At 64.1% G+C, this 23,745-nt stretch carries 21 protein-coding genes and 1 pseudogene; 7 read left to right on the forward strand and 15 right to left on the reverse strand.

Annotated features, from left to right (window positions below; all coding sequences use genetic code 11):
- Positions 1–51 precede the first annotated feature (51 nt).
- From AC3CD9_RS03140 to AC3CD9_RS03150, 3 genes and pseudogenes are all read right to left on the reverse strand, one after another.
- Positions 52–1,458, reverse strand: coding sequence for a four-carbon acid sugar kinase family protein (locus AC3CD9_RS03140; RefSeq protein ID WP_488366240.1), 1,407 nt, complete (start codon positions 1,456–1,458; stop codon positions 52–54).
- On the reverse strand, positions 1,455–2,900 hold the full coding sequence (locus AC3CD9_RS03145; protein WP_488366241.1) for a GntP family permease: 1,446 nt from the start codon (positions 2,898–2,900) through the stop codon (positions 1,455–1,457). Before AC3CD9_RS03145 ends, AC3CD9_RS03140 begins: the two co-directional genes overlap by 4 nt.
- Before the next feature lie 218 nt (positions 2,901–3,118).
- Positions 3,119–4,179, reverse strand: a pseudogene (locus AC3CD9_RS03150) (2,3-butanediol dehydrogenase).
- Between the two features lie 145 nt (positions 4,180–4,324).
- Here AC3CD9_RS03150 and AC3CD9_RS03155 point away from each other — a divergent pair.
- Positions 4,325–6,418: a heavy metal translocating P-type ATPase gene (locus AC3CD9_RS03155; RefSeq protein WP_488366242.1), complete on the forward strand. Its 2,094-nt coding sequence runs from the start codon at positions 4,325–4,327 to the stop codon at positions 6,416–6,418.
- A gap of 92 nt (positions 6,419–6,510) precedes the next feature.
- On the opposite strand, the gene AC3CD9_RS03160 is transcribed toward AC3CD9_RS03155, so the two are convergent.
- Positions 6,511–7,470, reverse strand: coding sequence for a VOC family protein (locus tag AC3CD9_RS03160; RefSeq protein WP_488366243.1), 960 nt, complete (start codon positions 7,468–7,470; stop codon positions 6,511–6,513).
- A gap of 184 nt (positions 7,471–7,654) precedes the next feature.
- Here AC3CD9_RS03160 and AC3CD9_RS03165 point away from each other — a divergent pair, with 184 nt between their 5' ends.
- Entirely contained in the window at positions 7,655–8,164 is a 510-nt protein-coding gene (locus AC3CD9_RS03165; RefSeq protein WP_488366245.1) for a hypothetical protein, read from the forward strand.
- Between the two features lie 12 nt (positions 8,165–8,176).
- On the opposite strand, the gene rraA is transcribed toward AC3CD9_RS03165, so the two are convergent.
- The 5 genes from rraA to AC3CD9_RS03190 all read right to left on the reverse strand — a co-directional run bounded on the left by rraA (position 8,177) and on the right by AC3CD9_RS03190 (position 12,143).
- On the reverse strand, positions 8,177–8,644 hold the full coding sequence (gene rraA / locus AC3CD9_RS03170; RefSeq protein WP_488366246.1) for a ribonuclease E activity regulator RraA: 468 nt from the start codon (positions 8,642–8,644) through the stop codon (positions 8,177–8,179).
- Positions 8,645–8,683: 39 nt separating this feature from the next.
- Complete coding sequence (locus tag AC3CD9_RS03175; protein WP_488366247.1) at positions 8,684–9,706, reverse strand: D-cysteine desulfhydrase family protein; 1,023 nt, start codon at positions 9,704–9,706, stop codon at positions 8,684–8,686.
- 83 nt (positions 9,707–9,789) lie between these two features.
- Positions 9,790–10,224 carry a hypothetical protein gene (locus AC3CD9_RS03180; RefSeq protein ID WP_488366248.1) on the reverse strand — a complete coding sequence of 145 codons (435 nt, stop codon included), beginning with the start codon at positions 10,222–10,224 and terminating at the stop codon, positions 9,790–9,792.
- Positions 10,225–10,435: 211 nt separating this feature from the next.
- Positions 10,436–11,746, reverse strand: a complete 1,311-nt coding sequence (locus tag AC3CD9_RS03185; protein ID WP_488366250.1) for a dicarboxylate/amino acid:cation symporter — start codon at positions 11,744–11,746, stop codon at positions 10,436–10,438.
- 169 nt (positions 11,747–11,915) lie between these two features.
- Positions 11,916–12,143, reverse strand: coding sequence for a hypothetical protein (locus AC3CD9_RS03190; RefSeq protein ID WP_488366252.1), 228 nt, complete (start codon positions 12,141–12,143; stop codon positions 11,916–11,918).
- Between the two features lie 174 nt (positions 12,144–12,317).
- On the opposite strand from AC3CD9_RS03190, the gene AC3CD9_RS03195 reads away from it, so the two are divergent.
- Complete coding sequence (locus tag AC3CD9_RS03195) at positions 12,318–14,174, forward strand: acyl-CoA dehydrogenase (RefSeq protein ID WP_488366254.1); 1,857 nt, start codon at positions 12,318–12,320, stop codon at positions 14,172–14,174.
- 6 nt (positions 14,175–14,180) lie between these two features.
- Here the strand turns inward: AC3CD9_RS03195 and AC3CD9_RS03200 are convergent, their stop codons facing one another.
- From AC3CD9_RS03200 to AC3CD9_RS03210, 3 genes are all read right to left on the reverse strand, one after another.
- Positions 14,181–14,915: a phosphatase PAP2 family protein gene (locus AC3CD9_RS03200; protein ID WP_488366255.1), complete on the reverse strand. Its 735-nt coding sequence runs from the start codon at positions 14,913–14,915 to the stop codon at positions 14,181–14,183.
- Positions 14,916–15,023: 108 nt separating this feature from the next.
- The gene (locus AC3CD9_RS03205) at positions 15,024–15,689 is read right to left on the reverse strand and encodes a response regulator (RefSeq protein WP_488366256.1); all 666 of its coding nucleotides are present in this window, start codon (positions 15,687–15,689) and stop codon (positions 15,024–15,026) included.
- A gap of 150 nt (positions 15,690–15,839) precedes the next feature.
- The gene (locus AC3CD9_RS03210) at positions 15,840–17,261 is read right to left on the reverse strand and encodes a sensor histidine kinase (protein ID WP_488366258.1); all 1,422 of its coding nucleotides are present in this window, start codon (positions 17,259–17,261) and stop codon (positions 15,840–15,842) included.
- Between the two features lie 159 nt (positions 17,262–17,420).
- Between AC3CD9_RS03210 and AC3CD9_RS03215 the strand changes: the two genes are divergently transcribed.
- Positions 17,421–18,224 carry a DUF4352 domain-containing protein gene (locus AC3CD9_RS03215; protein ID WP_488366259.1) on the forward strand — a complete coding sequence of 268 codons (804 nt, stop codon included), beginning with the start codon at positions 17,421–17,423 and terminating at the stop codon, positions 18,222–18,224.
- Positions 18,225–18,226: 2 nt separating this feature from the next.
- On the opposite strand, the gene AC3CD9_RS03220 is transcribed toward AC3CD9_RS03215, so the two are convergent.
- Positions 18,227–19,015, reverse strand: coding sequence for a fructosamine kinase family protein (locus AC3CD9_RS03220; RefSeq protein ID WP_488366260.1), 789 nt, complete (start codon positions 19,013–19,015; stop codon positions 18,227–18,229).
- Positions 19,016–19,059: 44 nt separating this feature from the next.
- Positions 19,060–19,803 (reverse strand): 3-keto-5-aminohexanoate cleavage protein, encoded by a 744-nt coding sequence (locus AC3CD9_RS03225; protein ID WP_488366262.1) that lies wholly within the window; start codon positions 19,801–19,803, stop codon positions 19,060–19,062.
- Between the two features lie 218 nt (positions 19,804–20,021).
- Between AC3CD9_RS03225 and AC3CD9_RS03230 the strand changes: the two genes are divergently transcribed.
- Together AC3CD9_RS03230 and AC3CD9_RS03235 are read left to right on the forward strand one after the other, a co-directional pair.
- On the forward strand, positions 20,022–20,165 hold the full coding sequence (locus AC3CD9_RS03230; RefSeq protein ID WP_167443931.1) for a GPGG-motif small membrane protein: 144 nt from the start codon (positions 20,022–20,024) through the stop codon (positions 20,163–20,165).
- Between the two features lie 103 nt (positions 20,166–20,268).
- Positions 20,269–21,279 carry a formylglycine-generating enzyme family protein gene (locus AC3CD9_RS03235; protein ID WP_488366263.1) on the forward strand — a complete coding sequence of 337 codons (1,011 nt, stop codon included), beginning with the start codon at positions 20,269–20,271 and terminating at the stop codon, positions 21,277–21,279.
- A 2-nt stretch (positions 21,280–21,281) separates the two neighbouring features.
- Here the strand turns inward: AC3CD9_RS03235 and AC3CD9_RS03240 are convergent, their stop codons facing one another.
- Complete coding sequence (locus AC3CD9_RS03240; RefSeq protein WP_488366264.1) at positions 21,282–22,214, reverse strand: LysR family transcriptional regulator; 933 nt, start codon at positions 22,212–22,214, stop codon at positions 21,282–21,284.
- Between the two features lie 178 nt (positions 22,215–22,392).
- Here AC3CD9_RS03240 and AC3CD9_RS03245 point away from each other — a divergent pair, with 178 nt between their 5' ends.
- Positions 22,393–23,742 (forward strand): MFS transporter, encoded by a 1,350-nt coding sequence (locus tag AC3CD9_RS03245; protein ID WP_488366265.1) that lies wholly within the window; start codon positions 22,393–22,395, stop codon positions 23,740–23,742.
- The last annotated feature ends 3 nt before the right edge of the window (positions 23,743–23,745 follow it).

Raw genomic sequence — 23,745 nt, forward strand, 5'->3', positions numbered from 1 at the left:
ATGGTTCGGATGAATGTCGGTGGGTGGGGCGCTGGGGTCGTCGTGCACGATTCAGTCTCGCCTGACACGAGCAGTCGTCGACAGGAATTCGAGGCATTCGACGGCGGTGCCGGTGTCACCGATGAGCCCGCCCTTCGTGACGATCGGCAGTCCATCAGCGCTTCCGCCGACGAGGCGACCGCCCACGGCCAGAGGCACGATCTCCTTGTCGATCTCCATCCCCATCGCACCGAGCTCGCGCATCACCGTGGCGGTGACGTCCCCGCCGGTGGTGTAGAGGCCGGAGACCAGGACTGCGGACATGACCGCCGAGGCGATCAGTGCCAGGCGCCGTGTCGTCTCTTCGGATTCAGCATCGGTGAGTTCGCGCAGGTCGCTGGTCTCGAGAACGGTGGCGATGATGATCGCCCGCGCCGAGGCGGTCCGATCGATGAGGGCGAGTGCGGCCTCCACATCGGGCAGACCCGCATCGTCCAAAGGTGCGCGCAGGACCGTGATCGTGGGGTCCTCGGCCACTGCTGCAAGCTGTGCACGGGTGACCTCGGTCGCCGATCCCGAAATGCCGAGCAGAATGCCATTCGCGCGAGCCGGCAGCCGAGACTGAGCCAGGGCGAGGCTGCCGGGTCCGGGGTCGATGGTCACCCAGTCCAACCGCTCACCGTCGGCCAGACCTGCCCGGTCACGGATGTCGGGGGAAGCCGCCTCGGCGAGTTCGTGGCTGATCTCAGCGATGACGGACCCGACGAGGTCGATGTGGTCGGTGGTCAGGGCATCGGCGATGAGCACGTCCGTTCCTTCGCCGATGGCGTCGAGTACGGCGGTGCGTACTGCATCCCGACTGGCCAGCACCGTGGCGATATCGATGAGGCGGCTGTTGAGATCCGTGCCGGCGGCAAGGATGTCCTCGATGACGGAGGTGCGCATGGGGGAGCGGACGTCATGGGCGAGCTCGGTGTGTTCGAGCAGTCGGTCGCCCAGCAGCTGTCGCCCCTGCACGGTGGTTCTGCCTGCGGCAGGGAACGCCGGCACGCACAGGCCCAGTACGCGATGGCGTGGCCCGTCGGTCGCGGCGAGAGACCGTCTGCGGGCCGAGATGGCGGCGGCCGCGGCGGGTCCGACGTTGCCGCGCAGGGTGGTGTCGATTCGGCATGCCACGAGGTCGACGGTCCCGGCGGTTTCGATGAGTTCGGTGTAGAGCTCGCTTGCCTGCTGTGCGGGCAGGTGCCGGGAGTCGGTGTTGACGACGACCGCGTCGAAGTCGTCGAGCAGTCCGCTGATGTCGACGCTGCCGGCCGGGCCGGTATCGGTGACGGTGATCGTCCGCAGCCCCGCCTCGGCGAACAGGGCTCCGCACGCATTTCCGCCGGTGAGGTCGTCGGCGACGATGAGGATGCGCGGACTCGCCTGGGCCGAGGCGGCTGCGGTCGTTTCGGAGTCGGACATTCGGGAGGCGCTCATACGACCAAGTCGAGCACGAACAGCAGCGGAAGGGAACAGATCCACACGGCGGTGGTGATTCCCGACCAGCCCTTGATGGCATTGATTCCGTCGAGGCCGGTGAACCGGGTGACGACCCAGAAGTAGGAGTCGTTGAAGTAGGAGAAGACCATCGAACCGGCGGTGCAGGCCATCACGGCCACGAGGGGGTCGAGTCCCAGCGGGGCGATGAGCGGAGCCGTCACCGAGGCGGCGGTGATCATCGCGACCGTGCCCGATCCCTGAGCCAGACGCACGAGCGAGGCGATGAGGAACGGGACGAGGAGGGCCGGCAGGCTGATCGAGGCGATCGCCTCGGCGAGGGCATCACCGACGCCCGATTCGCGCAGCACCAGTCCGAAGCTTCCCCCGGCGCCGGTGATGAGCAGGATGAGTCCGGCCGAGGCGGCACCGTCGGCCAGCCAGCTCTGCACCTGATTGCGTGGGGTCACGCGGGGCAGCAACGTGTAGACGGCGAGGACGAGGCCGATGATCAGAGCGACGACGGGGTTGCCGAGGAAGGCCAGGGGTGCAACCCAGGCGGAGGGCTCGTAGGCGTCTCCGGCGAGTTCGCCCTGAGCGTTCTTGTCGATCGCGGTGCTCACGGTGTTGGCGACGATGAGCAGGAGCGGGACGATGAGCGGAAGGAAGCCGAGGAAGGCGCCCGGCTTCTTCGATGAATCGGGAGCGGAATCGGGCCCCGCCGCGTCTCCGCCTTCGGCGGTGAGGACGGTGCCTCCGGCGGAACCGGACGCGGTTTCGGCGACCGCCTCGGCGTAGACGTCATGCTTGACCTGGGCGTTGAGGACGGGTTCGAGCTTCGGTCCGATCCAGCGGGCGTAGACGACGACTACGGGCAGCAGGACGACGGTGAAGACGAGACCGGCGAGGATGACTGCACCGATATCGGCGCCGAGGATGCCGGTGGCTGCCAGCGGTCCGGGCGTCGGCGGCACCATGTGGTGGGTCAGCGTCATTCCGCAGCCGAGTGCCAGGGCGAGGGTCACATAGCCGCCCTTCTTCACGCGGGCGATCGAGCGGGCCAGCGGGTTCATGATGACGTATCCGGAGTCGCAGAAGACCGGGATGGAGACGAGGGAGCCGACGGTGCCCATCGCCCAGGGCTCACGGCCTTTGCCGAAGGCGCGCAGAAAGGCACGGGCCAGGGAGTCGGCGGCACCGGAGACTTCGAGGATCTTGCCGATGCCGACACCGAGTCCGATGACGATGCCGATGCTGGCCAGGGTGTCGCCGAAGCCCGTGGTGATGGAGTCGACGATCGAGAGCAGGTCCTGACCGGCGACGATGCCGGTGACGACCGCTGCCAGGAGCAGGGCGATGAAGGCGTCGAGCCGGGTCGCGAGCACGATGACGACGATCGTCCCGATTCCGGCGACCAGCGCCAGGATGAGTTGCAGGTCCATCAGGTCCTCCGCAGTGAGGCCCGGCTCAGGGAGCCAGGGTGTGTGATTCTCAATGGCTTCGACCTGATGTGCGATGCCCGTTGGGCAGTCGACGATCAGCATCGAAGTTGAACAGTATGAGCAAGTATGTGTCATAACTGCGCATTTATGCAATGTATGCGGAGTGTCCCAACGAGTCTGCGTCGGGTTCGTGGGATTGGACCTTGCTGATTGGGCAATCAGCCACGTGGATCGACGATGATCTTCACGTGTTGCTCGTTGTTGTTGATGAGTTCGTCGAACCCGCCTGAGACGAGTTCGTCCAGGCCGATGCGTGCGGTGATGAATGCGGAGAGATCGATGGTTCCGTCGGCGGCTAGTCGGATCGTCTCAGGGTGGTCACCGGAGTAGCCGATCGTCCCTCTGAGATCGATCTCTTTGAGGACCAGCTTCGGCATATCGACTTCGGGCTTATGCCCCCAGATGGAGACGTTGACGATGACGCCGCCGGGGCGGGTGGCGTCGATGAGCATGTCCAGAACCGCGGGAACGGAAGAGCATTCGAATCCTACGTCGGCTCCTCGCCCATCCGTGCGCTCGCGAACGGCTTCTGCGACATCGGATTCTCGCGGATCGAGAACTTCATCGGCAACGCCTGTCGACAGTGCCATCTCCTTCCGCGCCTCAGAGAGTTCGGAAATGTAGACGGTCAGCCCCTTGGCTTTGAGGACGGCGGCGGTGAGGAGGCCGATCGGACCTGCGCCGCCGACGACGGCGATCTGGCCGGCTTCAGCTTCAGATCGCACAACTGCGTGGTGTGCGACTGACAACGGTTCGATCAGTGCAGCTTGATCGAGTGGAATGTCGCCGATGGGGTGCACCCAGCGACGCTGGACGACGATCTTCTCCGACAGCCCGCCACCGCGGCCGCCGAGGCCGATGAAGTTCATGTTCTCGGACAGCTGATAGCTCTGGCCGGGGCCGGTGTCGACGTCGTCGGCGATGATGTAAGGTTCGACGACGACGTTCTGGCCGACCTCCAGATCGCTGACACCTTCACCGAGTTCGGTGATCGTGCCGGAGAATCATGTCCCATAGTCACTGGCGCGGATTCGCCGGAGATCGGATGTGGATGGCCCGCCGGTGGGACGAAGATCGGCCCTTCGAGGTATTCGTGGAGATCAGTTCCGCAGATCCCGCACCATGCCACGTCGATGGCGACTGTGCCCGGTTGCAGTTCGGGCTCTGGAATATCGTCGATCCGGATGTCTTTGCGTGCGTGGAACCGTGCTGCTCTCATGCTGAGTCCTTTCGTGCGGCCCGTACGAGCCGTTCGGCGTTCTTCGACGCTAGAGCGCTTGCGACATGAGAGCCAGGGTTGCATGGGATTGCACGTGAGGGGACTCACCGTTGATTTATACCCCTAGGGGGTATAGTTTCGAGGCATGGACAACCAGCAGAATCATCAGCATTCCGGTCACGAGGGACATTCCGGACATTCGGGCCACGGCGGTCATGCAGGGCATGCGGTTCACGGCGATCACGTCGCGCAGTTCCGTCGCCTGTTCTGGATCATGCTCGTCATCGCCGTGCCCGTCGTCGCATTCAGCCCGATGTTCGGCCACCTCGTCGGTTATGAGATTCCCGAAGCCGGCATCCTCGGTGCACTCCGATGGCTCGCGCCGATTCTCGGCACCGTCATGTACCTCTGGGGCGGTCAGCCGTTCCTGACCGGCGGCCTCGACGAGATCAAGGGACGCAGCCCCGGCATGATGCTGCTCATCGCCTTGGCGATCACGGTCGCTTTCATCTCCTCCTGGGGCTCGTCGTTGAGCCTGCTTGATCCGCAGCTCGACTTCTGGTGGGAGCTGGCCCTGTTGGTCGTGATCATGCTCGCCGGTCACTGGATGGAGATGCGCTCTCTGGCACAGACCACCTCGGCGCTTGACAGTCTCGCCGCACTGCTGCCCGATGCGGCGGAGAAGATCGTCGATGGGGAGACGGTGGCCATCGCTCCGGCCGAACTCGTCGTCGGTGACATCGTCCTCGTCCGACCCGGCTCCTCGGTTCCCGCCGACGGTCGGATCATCGACGGTTCGGCCCATATGGACGAATCCATGGTCACCGGAGAGTCCGCTGCGGTTCGACGGGGCGAACGCGAAGCCGTTGTGGCTGGCACCGTCGCCACGGATTCCGGACTCCGGGTCGAGATCACCGCGATCGGTGATGACACAACATTGGCGGGAATCCAGAAGCTGGTCTCCGATGCTCAGAACTCTTCGTCGCGTGCTCAGCGCATCGCCGACAAGGCCTCGGCGTGGCTGTTCTGGTTCGCTCTCGGCGCTGCCGTGATCACCGCGGTCGTCTGGTCGCTCATCGGTATGCCGGACTCGGCGGTCGTGCGCACGATCACCGTGCTCGTCATCGCCTGTCCGCACGCCCTGGGCCTGGCCATCCCTCTGGTCGTCTCCATCGCCACCGAGCGCGCCGCCCGGGCCGGAGTCCTCGTCAAGGACCGGCTCGCACTCGAGACGATGCGCACGGTCGATTCCGTGCTCTTCGACAAGACCGGCACCCTGACGAAAGGTGAGCCGACGGTCACCGGCATCGAGGCTGTCCCGAGTGCCGGGACCGCGCGGACCGAGGGTGAATTGCTCGGTCTGGCCGCCGCGGCCGAAGCCGACAGCGAGCACCCGTTGGCCACCGCCATCGTCAAGGCAGCCGCTGAGCGAGGGATCGACGTGTCGAAAGCATCCGACTTCTCCTCGTCACCTGCGGTCGGTGTCAGAGCCGTTGTCGCGGGCGAGACGGTCGAGGTCGGTGGACCCAGGCTGCTTGAGGCGAATGAGGTCCCCGAAGCGAAGGCCGCGGAGGCCTGGCGCGCCGAAGGAGCCATCATCCTCCATGTGCTCGTCGACGGTGCCGTTGCAGGTGCCCTGCGGTTGGCCGACGAGATCCGGCCGGAGTCTCGCGAGGCCGTCGATGCGCTTCATGCCATCGGAGCGCAGGTCGTGATGATCACCGGAGACGCCGAGGCGGTTGCTCGGTCCGTTGCCTCCGAGCTCGGCATCGACCGTGTTTTTGCCGGTGTCCATCCGGCTGACAAGGCGGCGAAGGTCTCCGAATTGCAGAGGGAGGGCCGTCATGTGGCGATGGTCGGTGACGGCGTCAACGATGCGCCCGCTCTGGCGCAGGCCGATGTTGGCATCGCCATCGGCGCGGGAACCGATGTGGCCATCGGTTCTGCCGGAGTCATCCTCGCCTCCGATGATCCGCGTTCAGTGCTCTCGATCGTTGAGCTCTCTCGCGCGACCTACCGGAAGATGAAGCAGAACCTGTGGTGGGCGGCCGGATACAACCTGCTGTCGGTGCCGTTGGCGGCAGGAATCCTCGCTCCCATCGGGTTCGTTCTGCCGATGAGCGTGGGCGCGATCCTGATGTCGATCTCGACGATCGTCGTCGCCCTCAACGCTCAGCTGCTGCGCCGACTCGACCTGCATCCGCATGCGGCTGTCGAGCGAGTGCATTCCAAGAGCTGATCTCGGCAGAGACGACTGAGGCGGGTGATGCCGTTGAGCACCACCCGCCTCAGCGTGTTCTGACCGGTGGAGCTATTCGCACCGGCGGAGTGTCAGCGCGCCAGCGTCTCGTCGATGGAGCTGGTTCCGGTGGCCAGAGTGACCTGCGTGCCCCACGGGTCGACGACTCGCACCGAACGTCCGTCATCAGCGAAATCGAGGCTGTGCGCACGCAGACGCGCGACCAGTGCATCGAGATCCTCGCGGCCGGGAACGGTGATCGCCACATCCCCGAGACCGAGGGTGGCCGCCCGGGGGCCGGCACCGCGGCTGTTCCAGGTGTTCATGGCGACGTGGTGGTGGTATCCGCCGGCCGCAGCGAAGAGGACTCCGGGCATCGACGACAGTGACGGTTCGAAGCCGAGGGCGTCGACGTAGAACTCGCGAGCCTGCGGGATGTTGCCAACCTGCAGGTGGACGTGGCCGACGATGCCGGGTTCGGCGGCAGTGTTCGCGAGGACGTCCTGGTTGAGGTGGCGCTCGAGGAAGCGGTTCGGATCGAGGTAGAGCGTATCCATCTGGACCTCACCGTCAAGTGAGTGAGTCCATTCCGAGCGGGCTCGGTCGATGTAGAGCTCGATGCCGTTGCCTTCGGGGTCGGTGAAGTAGAAGGCCTGGCTGACCAGGTGATCGCTGGAGCCGACGAAGGTGCTGTTGGTGTTCTGCGCGGCGTGGGCGACCGTGGCCGCCAGGGCTTCCTTGGTGTCGAACAGGAACGCGGTGTGGAACAGTCCGGCCTGCTTGGGGTCGACGCCGGGCAGGCCCGGGGTAGCCACGAGTTTGACCAGGGGAGTAGTGCCGCGGCCGAGCACGCGGTGGACCTCGCCGTCGCGAGAGGTCTCCTCGAGGGGCTCCATGGCGAGGGCGTTCGAGTAGTAGTTCGACATCTTCTCGAGATCGCCGACGCGCAGGGTCACGGCGTCCATTCCGGTGGCAGCGCTGAGTCGCTTCTCGTCGACGACGGGCGTCTGCAGATCGGTGGGCTTTGGTGCCTGGATGGGAGTGGTGGTCATGCTGTTCTCCTGAGCGGATCGGCGGTTGCTTCCAGTGTAGGTCAATATGATTGAAGGTTCAACTAGATGAGAGATGGATCTATTCCCGTTCCGCGCCGAGGTGATCCGGATCCCACCGGAGCACCACGCTCTATGCAATCGGGGCGATGCGGTACCAGCGTACGCCCGCCGATAGGCTGGTGCCATGAGGTTCGATTCGAAGTCCGCCCCTGCTCTCGCCGGGCTCCTGACCGCCGCACTCATCGCCCTCAGCGGCTGCGGCTCCGATTCTGGTTCATCGTCTGAACCCGAAACGACTCCGACGGCGACACTGGACGTCGTGGAGCAGGGCTTCGATTCCCTCGACGAGCTCTCGGATTATGTGGCGCAGTCCTTGGACGGCGTCGAGGTGAGTCTCGAATCCGAGACGAACCCCGACTTCAACCAGGAGACCGAACCCGAACGCCTTCATGTCCACTTCGCCTCGACCGAGGACAGAGTCAAAGACTTGGAAGCCACGGCGTTCATCGTCCAGGCGACGTCACGGGCAGGTTTCGACTATGACATCCTCGTGGTCACCGGAGTCGTGTCGGCAGGGGAGTGGGCGTACCTCTACGACCGGTCGATTGTCGAAGAGCTCACCGCTGATGGTCAGATCGCTGTTGCCGATATCTGGGACTCAGCCGAACAGAGCTTCGACACCATTCATCGCTGAGTCTCTGCCGCCCTACTTCTCGACGGCGACGCCGTCGGCATCGGCGAAGACCATCGCTCCCGGGCGGATCGTCGCGCCGCCGATCTCCACGGTCACGTCAATCTCACCGGCACCGTCTTTCGCGCTCTTGCGCGGGTTGCTGGCCAGAGCCTTGATGCCGAATTCCATCTCTGCCAGAGCCTCACGGTCGCGGACGGCACCGTTGATGACGACGCCGTTCCAGCCGTTTCGGACTCCCGCCTCGGCGATCATGTCACCCATGAGGGCGGTGGCGATCGATCCGTCACCGTCGATGACGAGCACGGCGCCGTCGCCGGGCTGGTTGAGGGTCTGCTTGACCAGCCCGTTGTCTTGGAAACAGCGGATGGTGCGGGCCGGTCCGGAGAATGACGTTTTGGCTCCGAAGTCGCCGAAGTTCAGGGCGATCGAATAGAGCTCGTCACCGCGTTCATCCCACAGGTCTGCTGTCGAAACTGTCATCGGTGTGCCTTCCGTTGGTGGTGGGAGCTGAAGTGGTGCTCAGGCAAACGCCTGGGCGCGGGCGTAGAGTCCGGGGACTCCGCCGGAGTGGATGAAGACGACCGCATCCTCGGAAGAGAAACGGCCGGACCTGATGAGATCGATGAGGCCGGCGGCTGCCTTGCCGGTGTAGACAGGGTCGAGGACGATGCCCTCGGTGCGGGCGAAGAGACGCACAACCTCGACCATCCCGGGGGTCGGCAGTGCATATCCGGTCCCGACATAATCACCGAGTCCCACTGTGGCTGTGCGAGGGACCGGGGGCAGGCCGAGGAACCGTGCCGTGGAATCGACGAGGTCGACGATCTTCTGTTCCTGCTCCGCCTGCGTCCGGCTGACATTGATGCCGATGACCGGAACATCGCTGTCAGCGCTGTGGAGTCCGACGATGAGCCCGGACTGCATTCCCGCCGAACCGCTGGGCGTGACGAGCGTGGGCGAATCCAGCCCCGCCTCGGCGAATTGGTCGAGCATCTCATCGGCACAGTCGACGTAGCCGAGCGCACCGATCGGATTCGACCCGCCCACCGGGATGACGTATGGCTTCCTGCCCTCGCCGCGCAGCTTCTCAGCCAGATTCTCAGCCTCGCCGAGGAGGTCGGCCCCGTGGCCGAGCACCGTGACCGAATCCGCGCCGAGAAGATCGAAGAGCAGGAAGTTTCCCGTGTACTCCGGCGGGTTTGACCCTGCCGGGCCGAGCGAGGTGCCGTCGGGTCCGAGATCCTCTTCGACGATCAGGTGACAGTCGAGGCCCTCGACTCGTGCAGCGGACAAGGTCAGTCGACAGTGATTGGACTGCACCCCGCCGACGGTGATGAGCGTGTCCGCGCCCTGTTCCAGGGCGTCGGCGATGAGGAACTCGAGTTTGCGCGTCTTATTCCCGCCCTGTGTCAGCCCCAGCTGGTCATCGCGTTTGATCCAGATCTGCGGTCCGCCGAGTTCGGCTGACAGGCGCTGCAGCGGCTGGAGAAGCGTCGGCCCCGCGGTGTAGCGGCGGCGTGGGATTTCGTTCAGGGCGACCATGGTTCCTGAGTCTACCGAGCTGGTCAGCCCTGCTGACAAGACGCCCACCAGTATCTGGTCAACGGGATGTCAACAGGTCGTCCTCAGCCGACGAAATCGACCTCACGAACAGCGTCGCCGCCCTTGTTGGCGGCGATCGCGTTTCTCACTGTCAGACTCATGACCGCATGTGTGTCCAGGTTCGTGTACGACACCCAGGTGTATCCCTTGCCGGAATCGGCTGACGTGCGATGCCAACGTTTGGCGTGCCCGTCGTTGTGCTCGGCGAGGGCAGCGGCGACGTTCTTCGTGGCGAGCTGATCCACGACCACGGCATCACCGATGCCGTAGGCAGTGATCAGTCTGTCCGCGTACTTGACAGCACTCTTCGGGTGTCCCGAACTCTGGGGCGCCTGAGCGGCACTGGACGCGGGTGCGGAATCGGCGGAGGCCGGACCGACTGCGAGGCCCAGGGAAGCGAGGCCGGCTAATGCGGCGACGCCCCACTTTGCGGCATGAGTGCTGATGAAGGCGGGCATGGTGACTTCTCCTCTTCCAGATTAGGAACATTGCTGGAATTGAGTATCGTCAGCCCAGGTGAGAGCCTTTTGCCCGAATCTGAACAGAAGCTGAGATGCCGAGTCGCAAATGCGGAAGTTCTATTGCGTTCCTATGACATCTCCGAGACATTCGGCCAGAAGGAGCCTTGTCCGAATCTACGAGCTCGGGAGTGTGACAGATTCACTGAGCTTACGGAACCGAATCGTGATCATCCTCGTTGGCCTTGTCCATCCAGTCCTTTCCGTCGAGGATGCGGGCGACCATCATCGAACTCGCCTGATCGCCGACGGAGTTGACGGTGGTGGCTGGGGGATCGATGACGGTTCCGATGATCTGGATGATCGGCAGTGCTGCGGCCGGGAAGCCGTAGAGGGTGATGATCATGAGCTCGCCGATGAAGCCGCCGGAGGGGATGCCTGCCATGACCATTCCGGCGAGCAGCGCCACGGCTATGGCGATGAGGATATTCTCCAGGGTGAAGAAGTCGCGCTGGAACACGGCAAAGAGGAAGGCGATCTTGAGGATCGCGGACAGGCTCGATCCTTCCATGTGGATCGTGGCACCGATCGGCACGATCGTCTCCCGGATGTCGCGGGGGACTCCGATCTTCTCTCCGGCACGCAGGTTCGCCGGGATCGCCGCCACCGAGGAGGATGTGCCCAAGGAGATCGCCGTGGGTTCGAGGATATTGCCCCAGAACCGAGAGACTCCTCGGCGGCCGCCGGCGAGGAAGGAGTAGAACGTGAACGCGAGGATGAAGTAGGCGATCGCCACCGGGTAGTAGACGAGGAAAGCGCGAACATAGTCCCCGACGAGCTGGGAGCCGAGGTCACCGATGAGAGCGGCGAAGTAGGCACCGAGGCCGATCGGGGCGTAGTACATCACGATTGAGGTGAACTTGAGGAACACCTCGGTGCCGGAGTTGAGGAACTGGGCGAACGGCTTGCCCGCGTCGCCGATCCTGCTGGTGGCGAAGCCGACGATGACGGCGAAGACGATGAGGGCGAGCATGTGCTCGGCGGACAGGATCTTCGAGAAGTCGTCGACGACGATGGTCTGGACGAGCTGGTCTCCGATGGACCCGACGTCCTCGACGTTCTCCGGCTCCTGCATCTCAACCTGGACGCCTTCCGTGGCGTTGAAGATGCGCAGTGCGGCGACCATGACGATGGAGGCGATGATGCCGGTGACGGCGAAGACTCCGAGCATGCTGCCCATGATCTTGCCCAGTCGCGCGGCCGAGGACATTCCCGCGACCGCGGAGGCGATGGAGAAGAACACGAGCGGCACGACGAGAGTGAACATCATGTTGATGAACAGCGTGCCGAACGGTTTGATGACGGTGGCACGTTCCCCGAGGACGAGGCCGATGATCGCGCCGATGACCACCCCTGTGAGGATGAAGAGCGGGAAGCGGTAGTTGCGGAGAATCCGCAGAAAACCCGATGGCTGCGGCTTCGAATCAGACGTCTGCGCCGGCGAGGCAGCGGGGGAGGGCATAGGCTCTGCCTTTCATTTCAGCATCGTTGTTCCGCCGACTGGTCGGCGTGGCATCAGGGCTCTGGCGATCCTACCTGGGGCACATCAACAGCCCGGCACACGGATAGCGGTGTGCCGGGCTGTTGATGTTCGCTCGAGCGGACGAATCAGCTCTCAGGCTGATCCATGATCAGTCATCGTAGCTCGAGTGGGATTCGTCGACTGCAAGATGAGAGCCGTCGGGATTGCGGTAGAGCTTCACTCCTTCGTGTTCAGCCGTGGCTTGCAGCCGTTCTTCGGAGCTGTCTTCTCGGTAGCCGACCTTCTGCCCCTGGCCGATGTTGGCGCTCTTGAACGCCTTCGAGATCTTTTCGATCGTCTCGGCCACTTTCGATGATCGATGCGTTTCTGCGGTCATGATCCTTCGGCCCATTCCCACGCAGATTGTAGAGAGGATTATAGCTCTCGCGGGGGCCGAAACCCAGGGATGAGGAGCGTTTGGCGGACCCCGCAACTGGTCAATAGGCAAACCCTTGCACTGTGAGAGGACGAATCGCTTTACTTAACGAACGTTTAGCTCTAGTTTGGTCTCGTGACTGAACAGAGCAAAGGCAACGGCGTCTTGACGACTGCGACAGAATCCATCCTCTCCGCCAAAGACATCGAGTTCCAACTCTACGACTGGCTCAAGGTCGACGAACTCTGCGAACGGCCTCGCTTCTCCGACCATTCGCGTGAGGTCTTCGACTCCGTGCTCGAAGCCAGCGAGGAGCTTGCCAAGGAGCGGTTCGCGACCCATGCACGCAAGTCCGACCTCAACGAACCGACGTTCGACGGCACTGCGGTGACGCTGATTCCTGAGATCAAGTCTGCGCTCGACCAGTTCGCAGGCATCGGCCTGCTGTCGGCGACGATGGATGAGAGCGTCGGCGGAATTCAGCTGCCGCAGACGGTCGCGAAAGCCTGCTTCGCCTGGTTCCAGGCGGCTAATATCGGCACCGCCAGCTACCCGATGCTGACCATGGCCAACGCCAATCTGCTGCTCGAGTACGGTACTGAAGAACAGATCGAGAAGTACGTTGTGCCCGAGCTCGACGGTCGCTTCTTCGGCACCATGTGCCTGTCCGAGCCGGAGGTCGGCTCCTCGCTGGGAGATGTCACGACGAAAGCCGTTCCGGATCCCCAAGGCGGCGACGATGCGTTCCGCGTCCACGGCACGAAGATGTGGATCTCCGGCGGTGACCACGAACTCTCGGAGAACATCGTCCACCTCGTCCTGGCCCGTGCCGAGGGTGACCAGCCAGGTGTCAAAGGTCTGAGCCTTTTCCTCGTTCCGAAGTACCTCGTCAACGACGATGGCAGCCTCGGTGAACGCAATGATGGCGTTCTGTCCGGGCTCAATCACAAGATGGGGTGGCGCGGAACGACGAACACTCTGCTCAACTTCGGTGAGGGCACGCACACTCCGGCCGGTTCCGCTGGTGCTGTGGGCTACCTCGTGGGGGAGCGGGGCAAGGGTCTGGCCTGTATGTTCCACATGATGAACGAGGCTCGAATCGGCGTCGGCGCCGGTGCGGTCGGACTGGGTTACCACGGGTACCTCGATGCCCTCCGCTATGCCCGCGACCGACGCCAGGGTCGTCCCGACGGTGCGAAGCGATCCGATGGTGAGCCGATCCCGATCGCGGAGCACTCCGATGTCCGGCGCATGCTGCTGTCGTCGAAGAGCTACGTCGAGGGCGGGCTCGGGCTCATCCTCTATGCCGCGCGTCTGCTCGACGACTCCGAAACTGCTGATTCCGAGGTCGAGCGTGACCGTGCGGCACTGCTGCTCGATGTGCTCACCCCGATCGTCAAGACCTGGCCGAGCGTGTGGTGCCTGAAAGCCAACGACCACGCCATTCAGGTGCTCGGCGGAGCGGGATACACTCGCGACCACGATGTCGAACAGCTCTACCGCGACAATCGGCTCAACCCGATCCACGAAGGCACGCACGGCATCCAGGCCAAGGATCTGCTCGGCCGTAAGGTCATCATGAAAGGTGGGGCAGGCCTGCAGGTGCTGCTGGAGCAGATGCGGGAGACCCTCGCCGAGGCGGCCGACCGCTCCGATTGGTCCGCTGAGACCGCGGCGCTGACGTCAGCCGTCGATCGGATCGAATCCGTGACCGCCACAGTGTGGTCGAGCGGGGATCCAACGGTGGCCCTCGACAATGCGTGGACCTATTTGGAAGCAGTGGGCCACACGGTCATGTCGTGGCTGTGGCTGCAGCAGGGAATGGCTGCCGAGGCGACCGTCGGTGAACGTGGCGACTCTGCTTTCCTCAAGGGAAAGATCGCCGCGGCGCGGTATTTCTTCGCCCACGAACTGCCCCAGACCGGCCCATGGTTCGATCTCGTGGAGAGCAGGGCGACGACGTTCACAGACCTCGACGACTCCTGGCTGTGAGAGCCGTCAGGTTCTGGGGTCAGGTATTCGCCGATCGGCGATGATGAGCAGTCGCAGGAAGAATCCGCCGATCAGCAGACCCCCGATGAGGTCGGTGGCCCAGTGCCAGCCGAGGGCGAAGGACACGACCACGGAGTTCACGCTGACCGCTGCGACGCCCCACCACAGCAGGCGCACGGTTCTGGTGGAGACTCTGCCGTAAGTGGCAATGAGGTAAGCGACTGCTCCGTAGATGAGCACGGCTTCGGCCGCGTGCCCGGACGGGTAGCTGATTCCGCGTCCGCCGATTTCGATGAGACCGCCTTGGAAGAACCGCGGGTCGTGCAGGGTGGTCGCCGGTCGAGCGAGGAGGACCTTGAGCGAACCGACGCCGAGGTAGAAGGCCGCTTCGACAGCGATCGCGAATACGATCGGTCGCCAGGACCGACGTTTGCGTGCCAGCACGATCGCAGTGATCGCCAGGACGGGAAGACAGACTGCCTGGCCTGCGATGGGGTCGAGGACGTGCTGAACGAACCAGACGAGATCGGGTTCGAAAAGGTAGAGCCACCGTCGATTGAGCTTATAGTCCCAGACTCGCAGCGGGCCGGCCGCGGCGAATGTGACGACGATGAAAGCGATCGCCAAGACCCAGAATGAGGTTGCCCAGGACAGCAACCCCTGTGCTCGTTCTGTCCACTGACTGCGATCTGAGGGGTTGCCGATCAGCTTCTCGGATTCGACATAGGGTTCAGCAACCATCAGAGTCGATTTTAGACGGAGTCGACAATCACTTCTGCTGTGGGGGATAAAGAAACGGTGAATTCTTGCGAGGATTCTCTGAACGTCGCGCCGATCGATCTATCGGAATCAGTGCCCGCGGACGCGAACGACCATCGTGGCGATGCGCACGCGATTGTTCGTGTCCAGTTTGACGTTGATCCGGTTGAGGTGAGTCTTGACCGTAGCCAGACTCATGAACGTCTCCTCGGCGATCTCCTGATTCGACAGACCGTCGGCCACGAGTTCGGCGATCTGCCGCTCGCGATCTGTGAGTCCGGACAGCAGTTCAACGGCCTCCCTCTGCAGTCGATGGTCTGAGTTCGATCTGACCTTGGCGATGACCTGCCGCATCGACTGCGGGGAGAGGATGGGCTCACCGGCGTGAACCTTGCGGATCGCGGCGGCGAGTTCCACAGGGCCGATGTCCTTGAGCAGGTATCCGGCGGCCCCCGCCTCGAGCGCCCTGAAGAGGTGATCGTCGCTGCTCATGCTCGTCAGAGACACCACCTTCGGCGGTCGTACACTGTTGAGCAGACGCTGAGTGGCTTCGATCCCGCCGATTCCGGGCATCTGGATATCCATGAGCACGACATCGGGAAAATGCAGACCTGCCTTCTCGACGGACTCTTCCCCGCTCAACGCCGAGGCGACGACGTCGATGCCGTCGGCCGCCTGGAGGATCCCCCTGATCCCGGTGATGACCATGGGATCGTCATCGACGACCATGACTCGGATCGGGGCGGCTTGGTTCATGAATGTCACAATACCCGAGGCTGCTGTCACAGCTTGTCGCAGCGCTGAAGTCGCTTCTCCGCCGGGCTCCTACGGCCGATGTCGGCAGACGTCTCGGCAGAATGCGAAACAGTCCGGACAATTTCGGAAACAGTTCGGACAGGCTGTGGATCAGTTCGGAGGAGAGAAGGATCGGAAGCTCACCTGGACGTGGAACTCATTGCCGATCACTCTGATCGACGCGTCGCCGCCGAACATCTCGGCGCGCTCCCGGATGCCGACGAGTCCGGATCCCGACCCGGTCGACGCCAAGCGGGCCCCGTGCGGCACCGGACTCGTCCCGGGCGGCCCCCACTTCTGAGTAGGCGCACCGGCGCCGGGTTCTCGCGCCGAGCTCGGTGCGTATCGGGGGCGAGGCGGAACATCGACCGGGGCTGAACCACGCGGAAGCGGATTGCTCACCGAGATCTGGATTCCGCGAGCTGCCGAGACGGCGACGTCCACCGTCACGGGCACGTTCGGTGCATGCTTCATCGCGTTGGTCAGAGCCTCCTGAACAATGCGAAAGGCCGCACGGTCGAGCGCAGGCGGGCACGAGTCCACGTCCTGGATGACGATGAGCGGGCGGATGACCGTACCGGTGGAGGCCACAGAGGAGATGAGCTCGGGAATCGCTGACATCGTCGCACGGCTCGGAGGCGACGAGGTGCCATGGCCCGGCCGCGGATCGGCCAGATCTCCGCTCCTCACACCACCCACCAGATGACGCAGATCCTCCATGGACGCACGGGCTTCCTCCCGCAGGGCAGACGCCGTCGCAGCGACCTCGGGGTCGGTGCGTGCCCCGACCTCAAGGGCACCGGTATGCAGAGAGATCACCGACAGTCGGTGGGAGAGCGTGTCGTGAAGCTCGCGTGCCAAGAGCTCTCGTTCCGACTGCCGCGCGATCTCGGCCGTGAGCGACTCATTGCGCAGAGCTTCGCGTTCGGCGATCGACTCGACCGCCCTCATCCTCCGAGTCCGACGCAGAAGCGCACCGACTCCCAGCGCCGTACACAGTCCGATGACTCCGGCGGCGACCGTGATGATTCTGATCGCCAGGTGCGCATCCTCCGGCGGAATGGTCGCCTCGAGTCCGGTGACCTGAGCCGGATCGGGCAGGAAGAAGATGCTGAAGGGATTGTGCTCAGCCGGTGCCAGACACATCCTCAACGTGGAGAACGCGATCAGTCCGGTGCCCACCGCCGAGGCGGTGATCGCCTGCCGCCGGGGCGCTCGGATGACGAGGTGGAAGACCGCAATGAGCAGCATCAGCGCATCGCCCCAACCCGCGGTGAGCACTCCACCGGCGACGAAGGGCACCCACGGCCATCGGTGACGGAGGAAGACGAGTCCCCACACGAGGAACAGCAGCAGGACGGCGACGAGTCCGGTGTCGTTGAGTTCCCCGTCGGAGAAGGCCCAGGCATTCGCCGTCACCGCCATCGACGAGGTGAAGAACCCGAAGAGGTAGAGAATGACGCCGACGAGGATGCTGCCGGCGATGCGCACGCCGCGCGGGATTCTGCGGCGAGGGACGGATTGTACTGACACAAGAGAATCGTAACCGCGGGCGCTGACACACGTAGTCCACCTTTCGGCTGGACGGGATCACCCGATCGGCTGGAGCGGTCCAGCCCGAATGCGGACGCGCCGGTGTGCGGACGGGACGAAGCTGGAGCAGTCAGCCAGAACCAGCTTCGAAGGAGCGCCATGTCCCAGTCGCGGAATCCCCAGAACACCCCGCAGCAGCCGCAGTCACCACAGCCTCAGCACCAATGGTCCCCGCAGCACCAGCCCCCTCACAGCCCCCACCACCAGCAGCCAGCTCAGAACTACGACCCCCAACAGTGGGCACCCGCACCGAACGCACCCGCCTACGGAGCCGGCGGCTACCCGCACCAGCCCTACGGCCAGAAGCCGCCGAAGCGGAAGAAGCCGCTGCTGAAGCGCTGGTGGTTCTGGCTGCTCGTCATCATCGTCATCATCGCCGTTGCCAGCGCGATCGGAGGCGGGGGAGACGACACCAACACTGCGGAGAGCGGCACGTCCGACGCTCAGCAGTCGGGGGAGTCCACGAAGAAGAAGGAGGCCGCCGACAAACCCGCCGAGGAGGCTTCCTACGGTATCGGAGACACCGTGGCCGCCGATGACTGGGAGATCACCGTCGCAAAGGTCGAGGACGGTGTCTCACAGGTCGGCGACGAATTCCTCAACGCCAAGGCACAGGGACAGTTCGTCCAGATCGAACTGTCGGTGAAGAACACCGGATCGGATCCGAACTTCTTCTTCGAAGACGACATCAAACTCGGTGATGAGTCCGGCAACACCTTTTCTGCGGATTCAGAAGCCGGCATCTATGCGGCCGAGAACAACATCCTCTTCCTCGAAGAGATCAACCCCGGAAACACCGCCGAGGGTGTCCTCGTCTTCGACGTACCCGACGACGCCGACCCGAACAAGCTGACCTTCGCCGGCGGACTGTTCTCCGACCCGGTGGAGATCTCCTTGAAGTGACCTCACCGGTCCAGCTGTTCCGCCCGGGCGATGATCGACCGGGCGGCACTGACCGTCTGCCCGAGGAATCCGCGTCCGAACAGGCGAATATGAGCGAGCAGAGCGAAGAAGCTGTGCGCCGGCAGGTCCTCCTGCCAGCCGTCCGGCATCGGGTGTGCCTGTTCGTAGCCGGAGAAGATCTCCTCGATAAACGGGGCACCGAAAAGGGCGAGCAAGGCGAGGTCTTCCAGTCGGTGACCGCCGTGTGCGGCCGGATCGATGAGCGTCACCCCGGTCGGTGTCCACATGAGGTTTCCCGCCCACAGGTCCCCATGGATGCGCGCGGGGGCCTCCATGCGTTCGCCGCAGATGCCCGCGAAGGAGCCAGACGCGACGGCATCGATCGCCGAGGCGACCGTCGCCCGGTCCTCACCTCTGAGATTCCCGGCAACCGCAGTGACCAAGGGACGCAGACGCTGCTCGACCCAATAGTCGGTGAAGTCGTCGACGGGCTCGGCAGGCACCTCGAAGGGGCTGTCGAGGGGGCCGAAGAATGACTGCGAGGCTGGTGACCAACCGAAACCGGGAGCACCCGCATCGTGGAGCCGGGCGAGGGCACGACCGAAGGCAACGGCCGCCTCGGCGTCGGGACCGGTTTCCCGGAGACGGCGCAGCCGCAGAAAATCCGGCCCGTGCTCGAGCACTTCGACGACCGGGACCACATCTGGTTCGGCCAGCCACCTCAGCCCGGCAGCCTCGGCGGCGAAGAAGCCGTCCGGGGCGGACTTCCGCAGTTTGAGGAAATCAGTCATGGCCACAGGTTAGTCGGGGGAGCCGTTGTCCGTCAGACCTCGAGTCAGTTCCCGAGCTCGGCGAGGAGACCGGCGGCAACCGAAACGAGCTCTCCGTTGCCGGTTGCCTGAGTGCCGTCGATGAGGACCGGAGTGTCCTCCAAACCGGTGCGGATGCCGTGGCCGCGCCTGATGGCTCGGGCATTGACGACCCAGGAGGCGATGCCCTCCCCATGGTGGACCTGCGGCAGTTCGATGCCCGCATCGGCAAGGTCCCGCTCGATCGCGGCAGCCTCAGCCAGGGCACGATCCGGATCGGTCTCAGTGGGTTCGACGAGCACGCGTGCGCATCGGTCGGCCAGCCCGGAATCGACGAATGACTCTGCATCGTCGAGGCTGAGCAGACCTGCCTCGACTCGAACACCGCGCTCGATGAGCAGTTCGCAGACTTCGCGAATTCCCGACTCACCTTGATTGGCACTGACGAAGTCAGGCAGCTCGGTCCATTCGGAGATGAGCATGAGACGGACCTGCGGATCGGGTTCGATCTCGGCTGCGGTGCTCAAAGAGATCGGAATCCCCGGGCACGCGGCACGCACCTCGCGAATCGTGGCCGAGACCGGTTCAGCATGAAAGGTCTGCCGGCCGGTCGCATCGAAGGGGTGGAGGTGGATGACCTGAGCACCTGCTGCCACGGCGGCGGCCGCCTCGGCGGCGATGGACTGCGGTGTCCGCGGAGTCGCCGGGTGGTCGCGATCACCGTTGAGGGCGGCATGCAACAGCGGTTCGTGCGAAGCTGATCCGTTCATCTGCCCACTGTCTCGCATTCGTGACGGCGAGTACAGGTTCTCACGACAAGACCGTGGAAGTCAGCCTCGAATCACCGCGGAGACACCGCGCAGGCACGCCGCGATCATGATGGGGTTCGACGCGGCGTGTTGTTCGGAATGAGCCCGAATGACGGCAGATGTCGTGCAAGGATGAACCATCCTCGACCGAGGTGTTTCACATGGAAATAGGAGCTCAAATGGCTTTCGTTCTCTGGATCATCGCCGCGATCCTCGTCATCTCCGGCATCTTCGCGATCTTCCGCAAGCAGCTGCTGTGGGGAATCGTCCTCATCGTCGTCGGCTGCCTCGTGGGGCCGGGCGGAGTCAGCCTCTTCACCTGACCGGCAGGTCCCGGACTGTCCCCAGCCCTGGCCGAGGTCATAGGGTGATCCCAGAGTCCGCCCAGCATCGAGACGGACCCGGAGAGAAAAGGGGCGCCCACACGTGACGGAGACCGGAGACCTGAGTACTGCCGGGGCACAGAACGGCCATTCGTGCTGCGCCCCGGCGACCAGCCGCGCCGAGGCAGTGGACAGCCATGCCTCGCACCTTGCCGTTGATCCAGCCGTGAATTCGGAGTCGAAGCCCGAGTTCAGCTTCGACTTCGTCACCGCCGGCGGCGCCTTCGACATGGGCGATCCCTTCGGCGACGGGCATCCCGCCGACGGTGAGGGGCCACGTCACCGCGTGAACCTCACGGAATTCAAGATCGCGACGACAAGCGTGACGAATGATGATTTCGCCCGGTTCGTCGCCGACACAGGGTTCGTCACCACCGCCGAGCGTCTGGGGACCTCGGCTGTCTTCGCCATGCTCTTGGAGACCAATCCGGGAGCAGAAGCTCACATTCTCGGTCAGGCTCCAGGCGTGCCCTGGTGGGTCGAAGTCTCCGGGGCGAACTGGGCTGCCCCCGAAGGTCCGGGATCGACCATCGACAACCGAAGAGACCATCCTGTCATCCACATCAGCTGGGACGACGCCCAGGCCTATTGCGCGTGGTCCGGGACGCGGCTGCCGAGCGAGGCCGAATGGGAGCTCGCCGCTCGTGGGGGCCTCAAGGGCCGCCGCTATCCGTGGGGCAATCGGCTGCTGACCGACGGGGAATGGAACTGCAATATCTGGCAGGGCGACTTCCCGCGTACGAACACCCTCGACGACGGCTTCATCGGCACCGCACCGGCCCGACACTTCGCGCCCAATGGGCTGGGCCTGTTCAACACCGTCGGCAATGTATGGGAATGGTGCGCCGACTGGTTCACCCGCGACTACTACCAGCATTCCCCGCAATCCGATCCCCAAGGCCCCGACATCGGAGACAAGCGGATCATGCGCGGAGGATCGTTCCTGTGCCACGACTCCTACTGCAATCGCTACCGGGTGGCCGCCCGCTCCTCGAACACTCCGGACTCATCGGCGTCGAACATCGGATTCCGAGTCGTCCGAAAAGCACACTGAGCTCAGTCCCGGAGCTCCGCACCGAGGCGGCTCATCAGGTGCTCCGTCTCGACCGACAACGTCTTGAGAGCGAACGCCACAGTCTCACGGGCATCCGCTCCGGTCCGGGTCACGGCCGTGATGTGCCGTGACGGGGCATTGTCACCGCTGATGGGGATTCGGCGCACCGGGTGAAGATCCTGCGAGCGCGACATCCTTGACGCCACACATACTCCGAAGCCGCCGTGGACGAGAGCGGTTCCCGTGTTCCAGTCATCGGCGAAATGCCCGGTGCGGGGTGCGAACCCGGCCGCCGCACAGCTGGCCATGACGAGCTGGTGGTAGCCGGTGCCTGGCCTGCCCAGAATCCATATCTCATCGACGGTATCGGCGATTGTGACCGATGCGCGGTCCGCCAACGGGTGGTCGAGGGGAACCATGAGGTCGAGCGGGTCGTCGATGAGGAAATGGTGGCTGAACCGATCATCACCGCCGGCGGGGATGTCGGGAGCCGCGACGACGATGCCGATATCGGCATCTCCGGAGAGCAGGTAGTCGTAGCATTCGCTGGGTTCGGCTTCGATCGTCTGGGTCTGCATATGTGGGAACTGCCTATTGAGAGCCCGCATCGTCGGCGGCAGCAGCAGACTGGCGGCGGTGGAGAAACCGCACAGTCCCAACGAGCCGGACACAGTCTCGGAGTAGCGACCGAGATCGGCCAGCGCCATCTCCCACTCCGCCGACATGGCATCGACATGGCGCAGCAGTGCCTCGGCAGCCGGGGTGAGCCTGACATTGCGCCCGTGCTGTTCGAGGAGTGTCACACCGAGCTCGACAGCGAGCTGTTTGACCTGGTGGGACACCGTTGACGGCGAGTAGCGCAGTGAGTGTGCCGCGGCAGTGACCGTGCCGTGTCGCTGGATCATGCTCAACATGGTGAGCCGATTGTCGATCATGTGATCCTATCGAATGGTTTCGTGGGGTTTCTTACGATAGACAACAATACTCTCGTGGCTCCATCATGGAATCGACAGGGCGATGCGAATAGTCACCAGGAGGTCGCAGAGCAGACTCGGAGACGCAGCGGCAGTCACCGAGGGAACAGATGACGACGCGAAGAGATGGAGGTTCCGTTTGGCCGAGAACGCACGTATCAGAGGGACGAGGCGACAGCTGTGGTTCGGCGCGTTGGTCCTGCTCATTCTCTCGGCAGCCGCGAACATGGCCAGCCCTCTGTATCCGCTGCTGCAAGAGGCCCACGGGATGTCGGAGTCCATGATGACTTCGCTCTACGCGACCTATGTCTTCAGCTGTCTGCCGTCGCTGCTGCTGTTCGGCTCGGCTGCTGATGCGTTCGGCCGCAAGCCGGTGCTGCTGGCGGCGATCGCTCTGGTCGGCTTCGGCACTGCGATCTTCGGGATCGATACGGCGGGAGTCGCCGGTCTGTTCATCGGCAGAGCCCTGGTCGGCATCGGACTCGGGTTGGGCACCGGCGCCGGAATCGCTCTCATGGTCGAGGCCTCGCCGGCGAGGAGAGTCTGGTTGGGGTCGACTCTGGCGACGATCTCATTCGTCTTGGGGTCGGGACTCGGTCCGATACTTGCAGGCGTCGTGTCATCGCTGTCGGCGGCGCCGCTCGCTCTGCCGTTCCTCGTCATGGTGTTCCTGATCGTCATCGTCATGGTTCTCATCGCGATGATGCCGCTGCAGCGGCCGATCACTCGGCAGCGGTGGAGGCCGACCTGGCCGTCGGTGCCCGGCGCCATGCGCACAAGCTTCAACATCGCCGCTCTGACCGGATTCATCGGCTGGACGGCGCTCGGCCTCTTCCTTGCTCTGCTGCCTTCGATGGCGCAGTCGATCATTCCGAGCTCGGGCACCCTGACCTCCGGCCTCATCGTCGGCTCGGTTCTCGTCGTCTCGGCCGCGAGCCAACTGATTGCCCCGAAGTTCCAACCGCGGGCGGCCCAGACCCTGGGGCTGACGCTCATGGGGCTCGGGGCGGCACTCCTGCTGTCATCGAATCTGCCCGAGATCAGTCCCGCGGCGGTGAAGATCATCATGGTGTTCGCGGCCGTGGCCACTGGCATCGGGCACGGGCTGAGCTACTGGGGAGCGAATCGGGAGATCGACGTGCTCACTCCGCCGAAGAACCGAGCCGGCATCTCCGCGGCACTCTATCTCGCCTTCTATGCCGGGGCCGGTGCTCCGGCTGTCGTCGTCGGAGTGCTGGCGCTGAGTATGCCGCTGGTCATCGGCACGATGATCTTCACCTTGGCCCTGCTGCTGGCGACGATCGTCACGATTCCGGTTCCGAGTCTGTCCCAGACGGTGATTCGGCAGTCGAAGGCTGCGGTTGCGGTCCCGGATACCGAACCGGCATCTGCTCTCGGCGACGTCGACGCCGAACGTTTCGACAGCGGATACGGCGGCTCCGGCCGCGACAGCGGGACCGCCTCGGCCGGGCACACGGCCGCCCGATAGACT

This window comes from Brevibacterium sp. MGP-B1 (assembly GCF_057766545.1).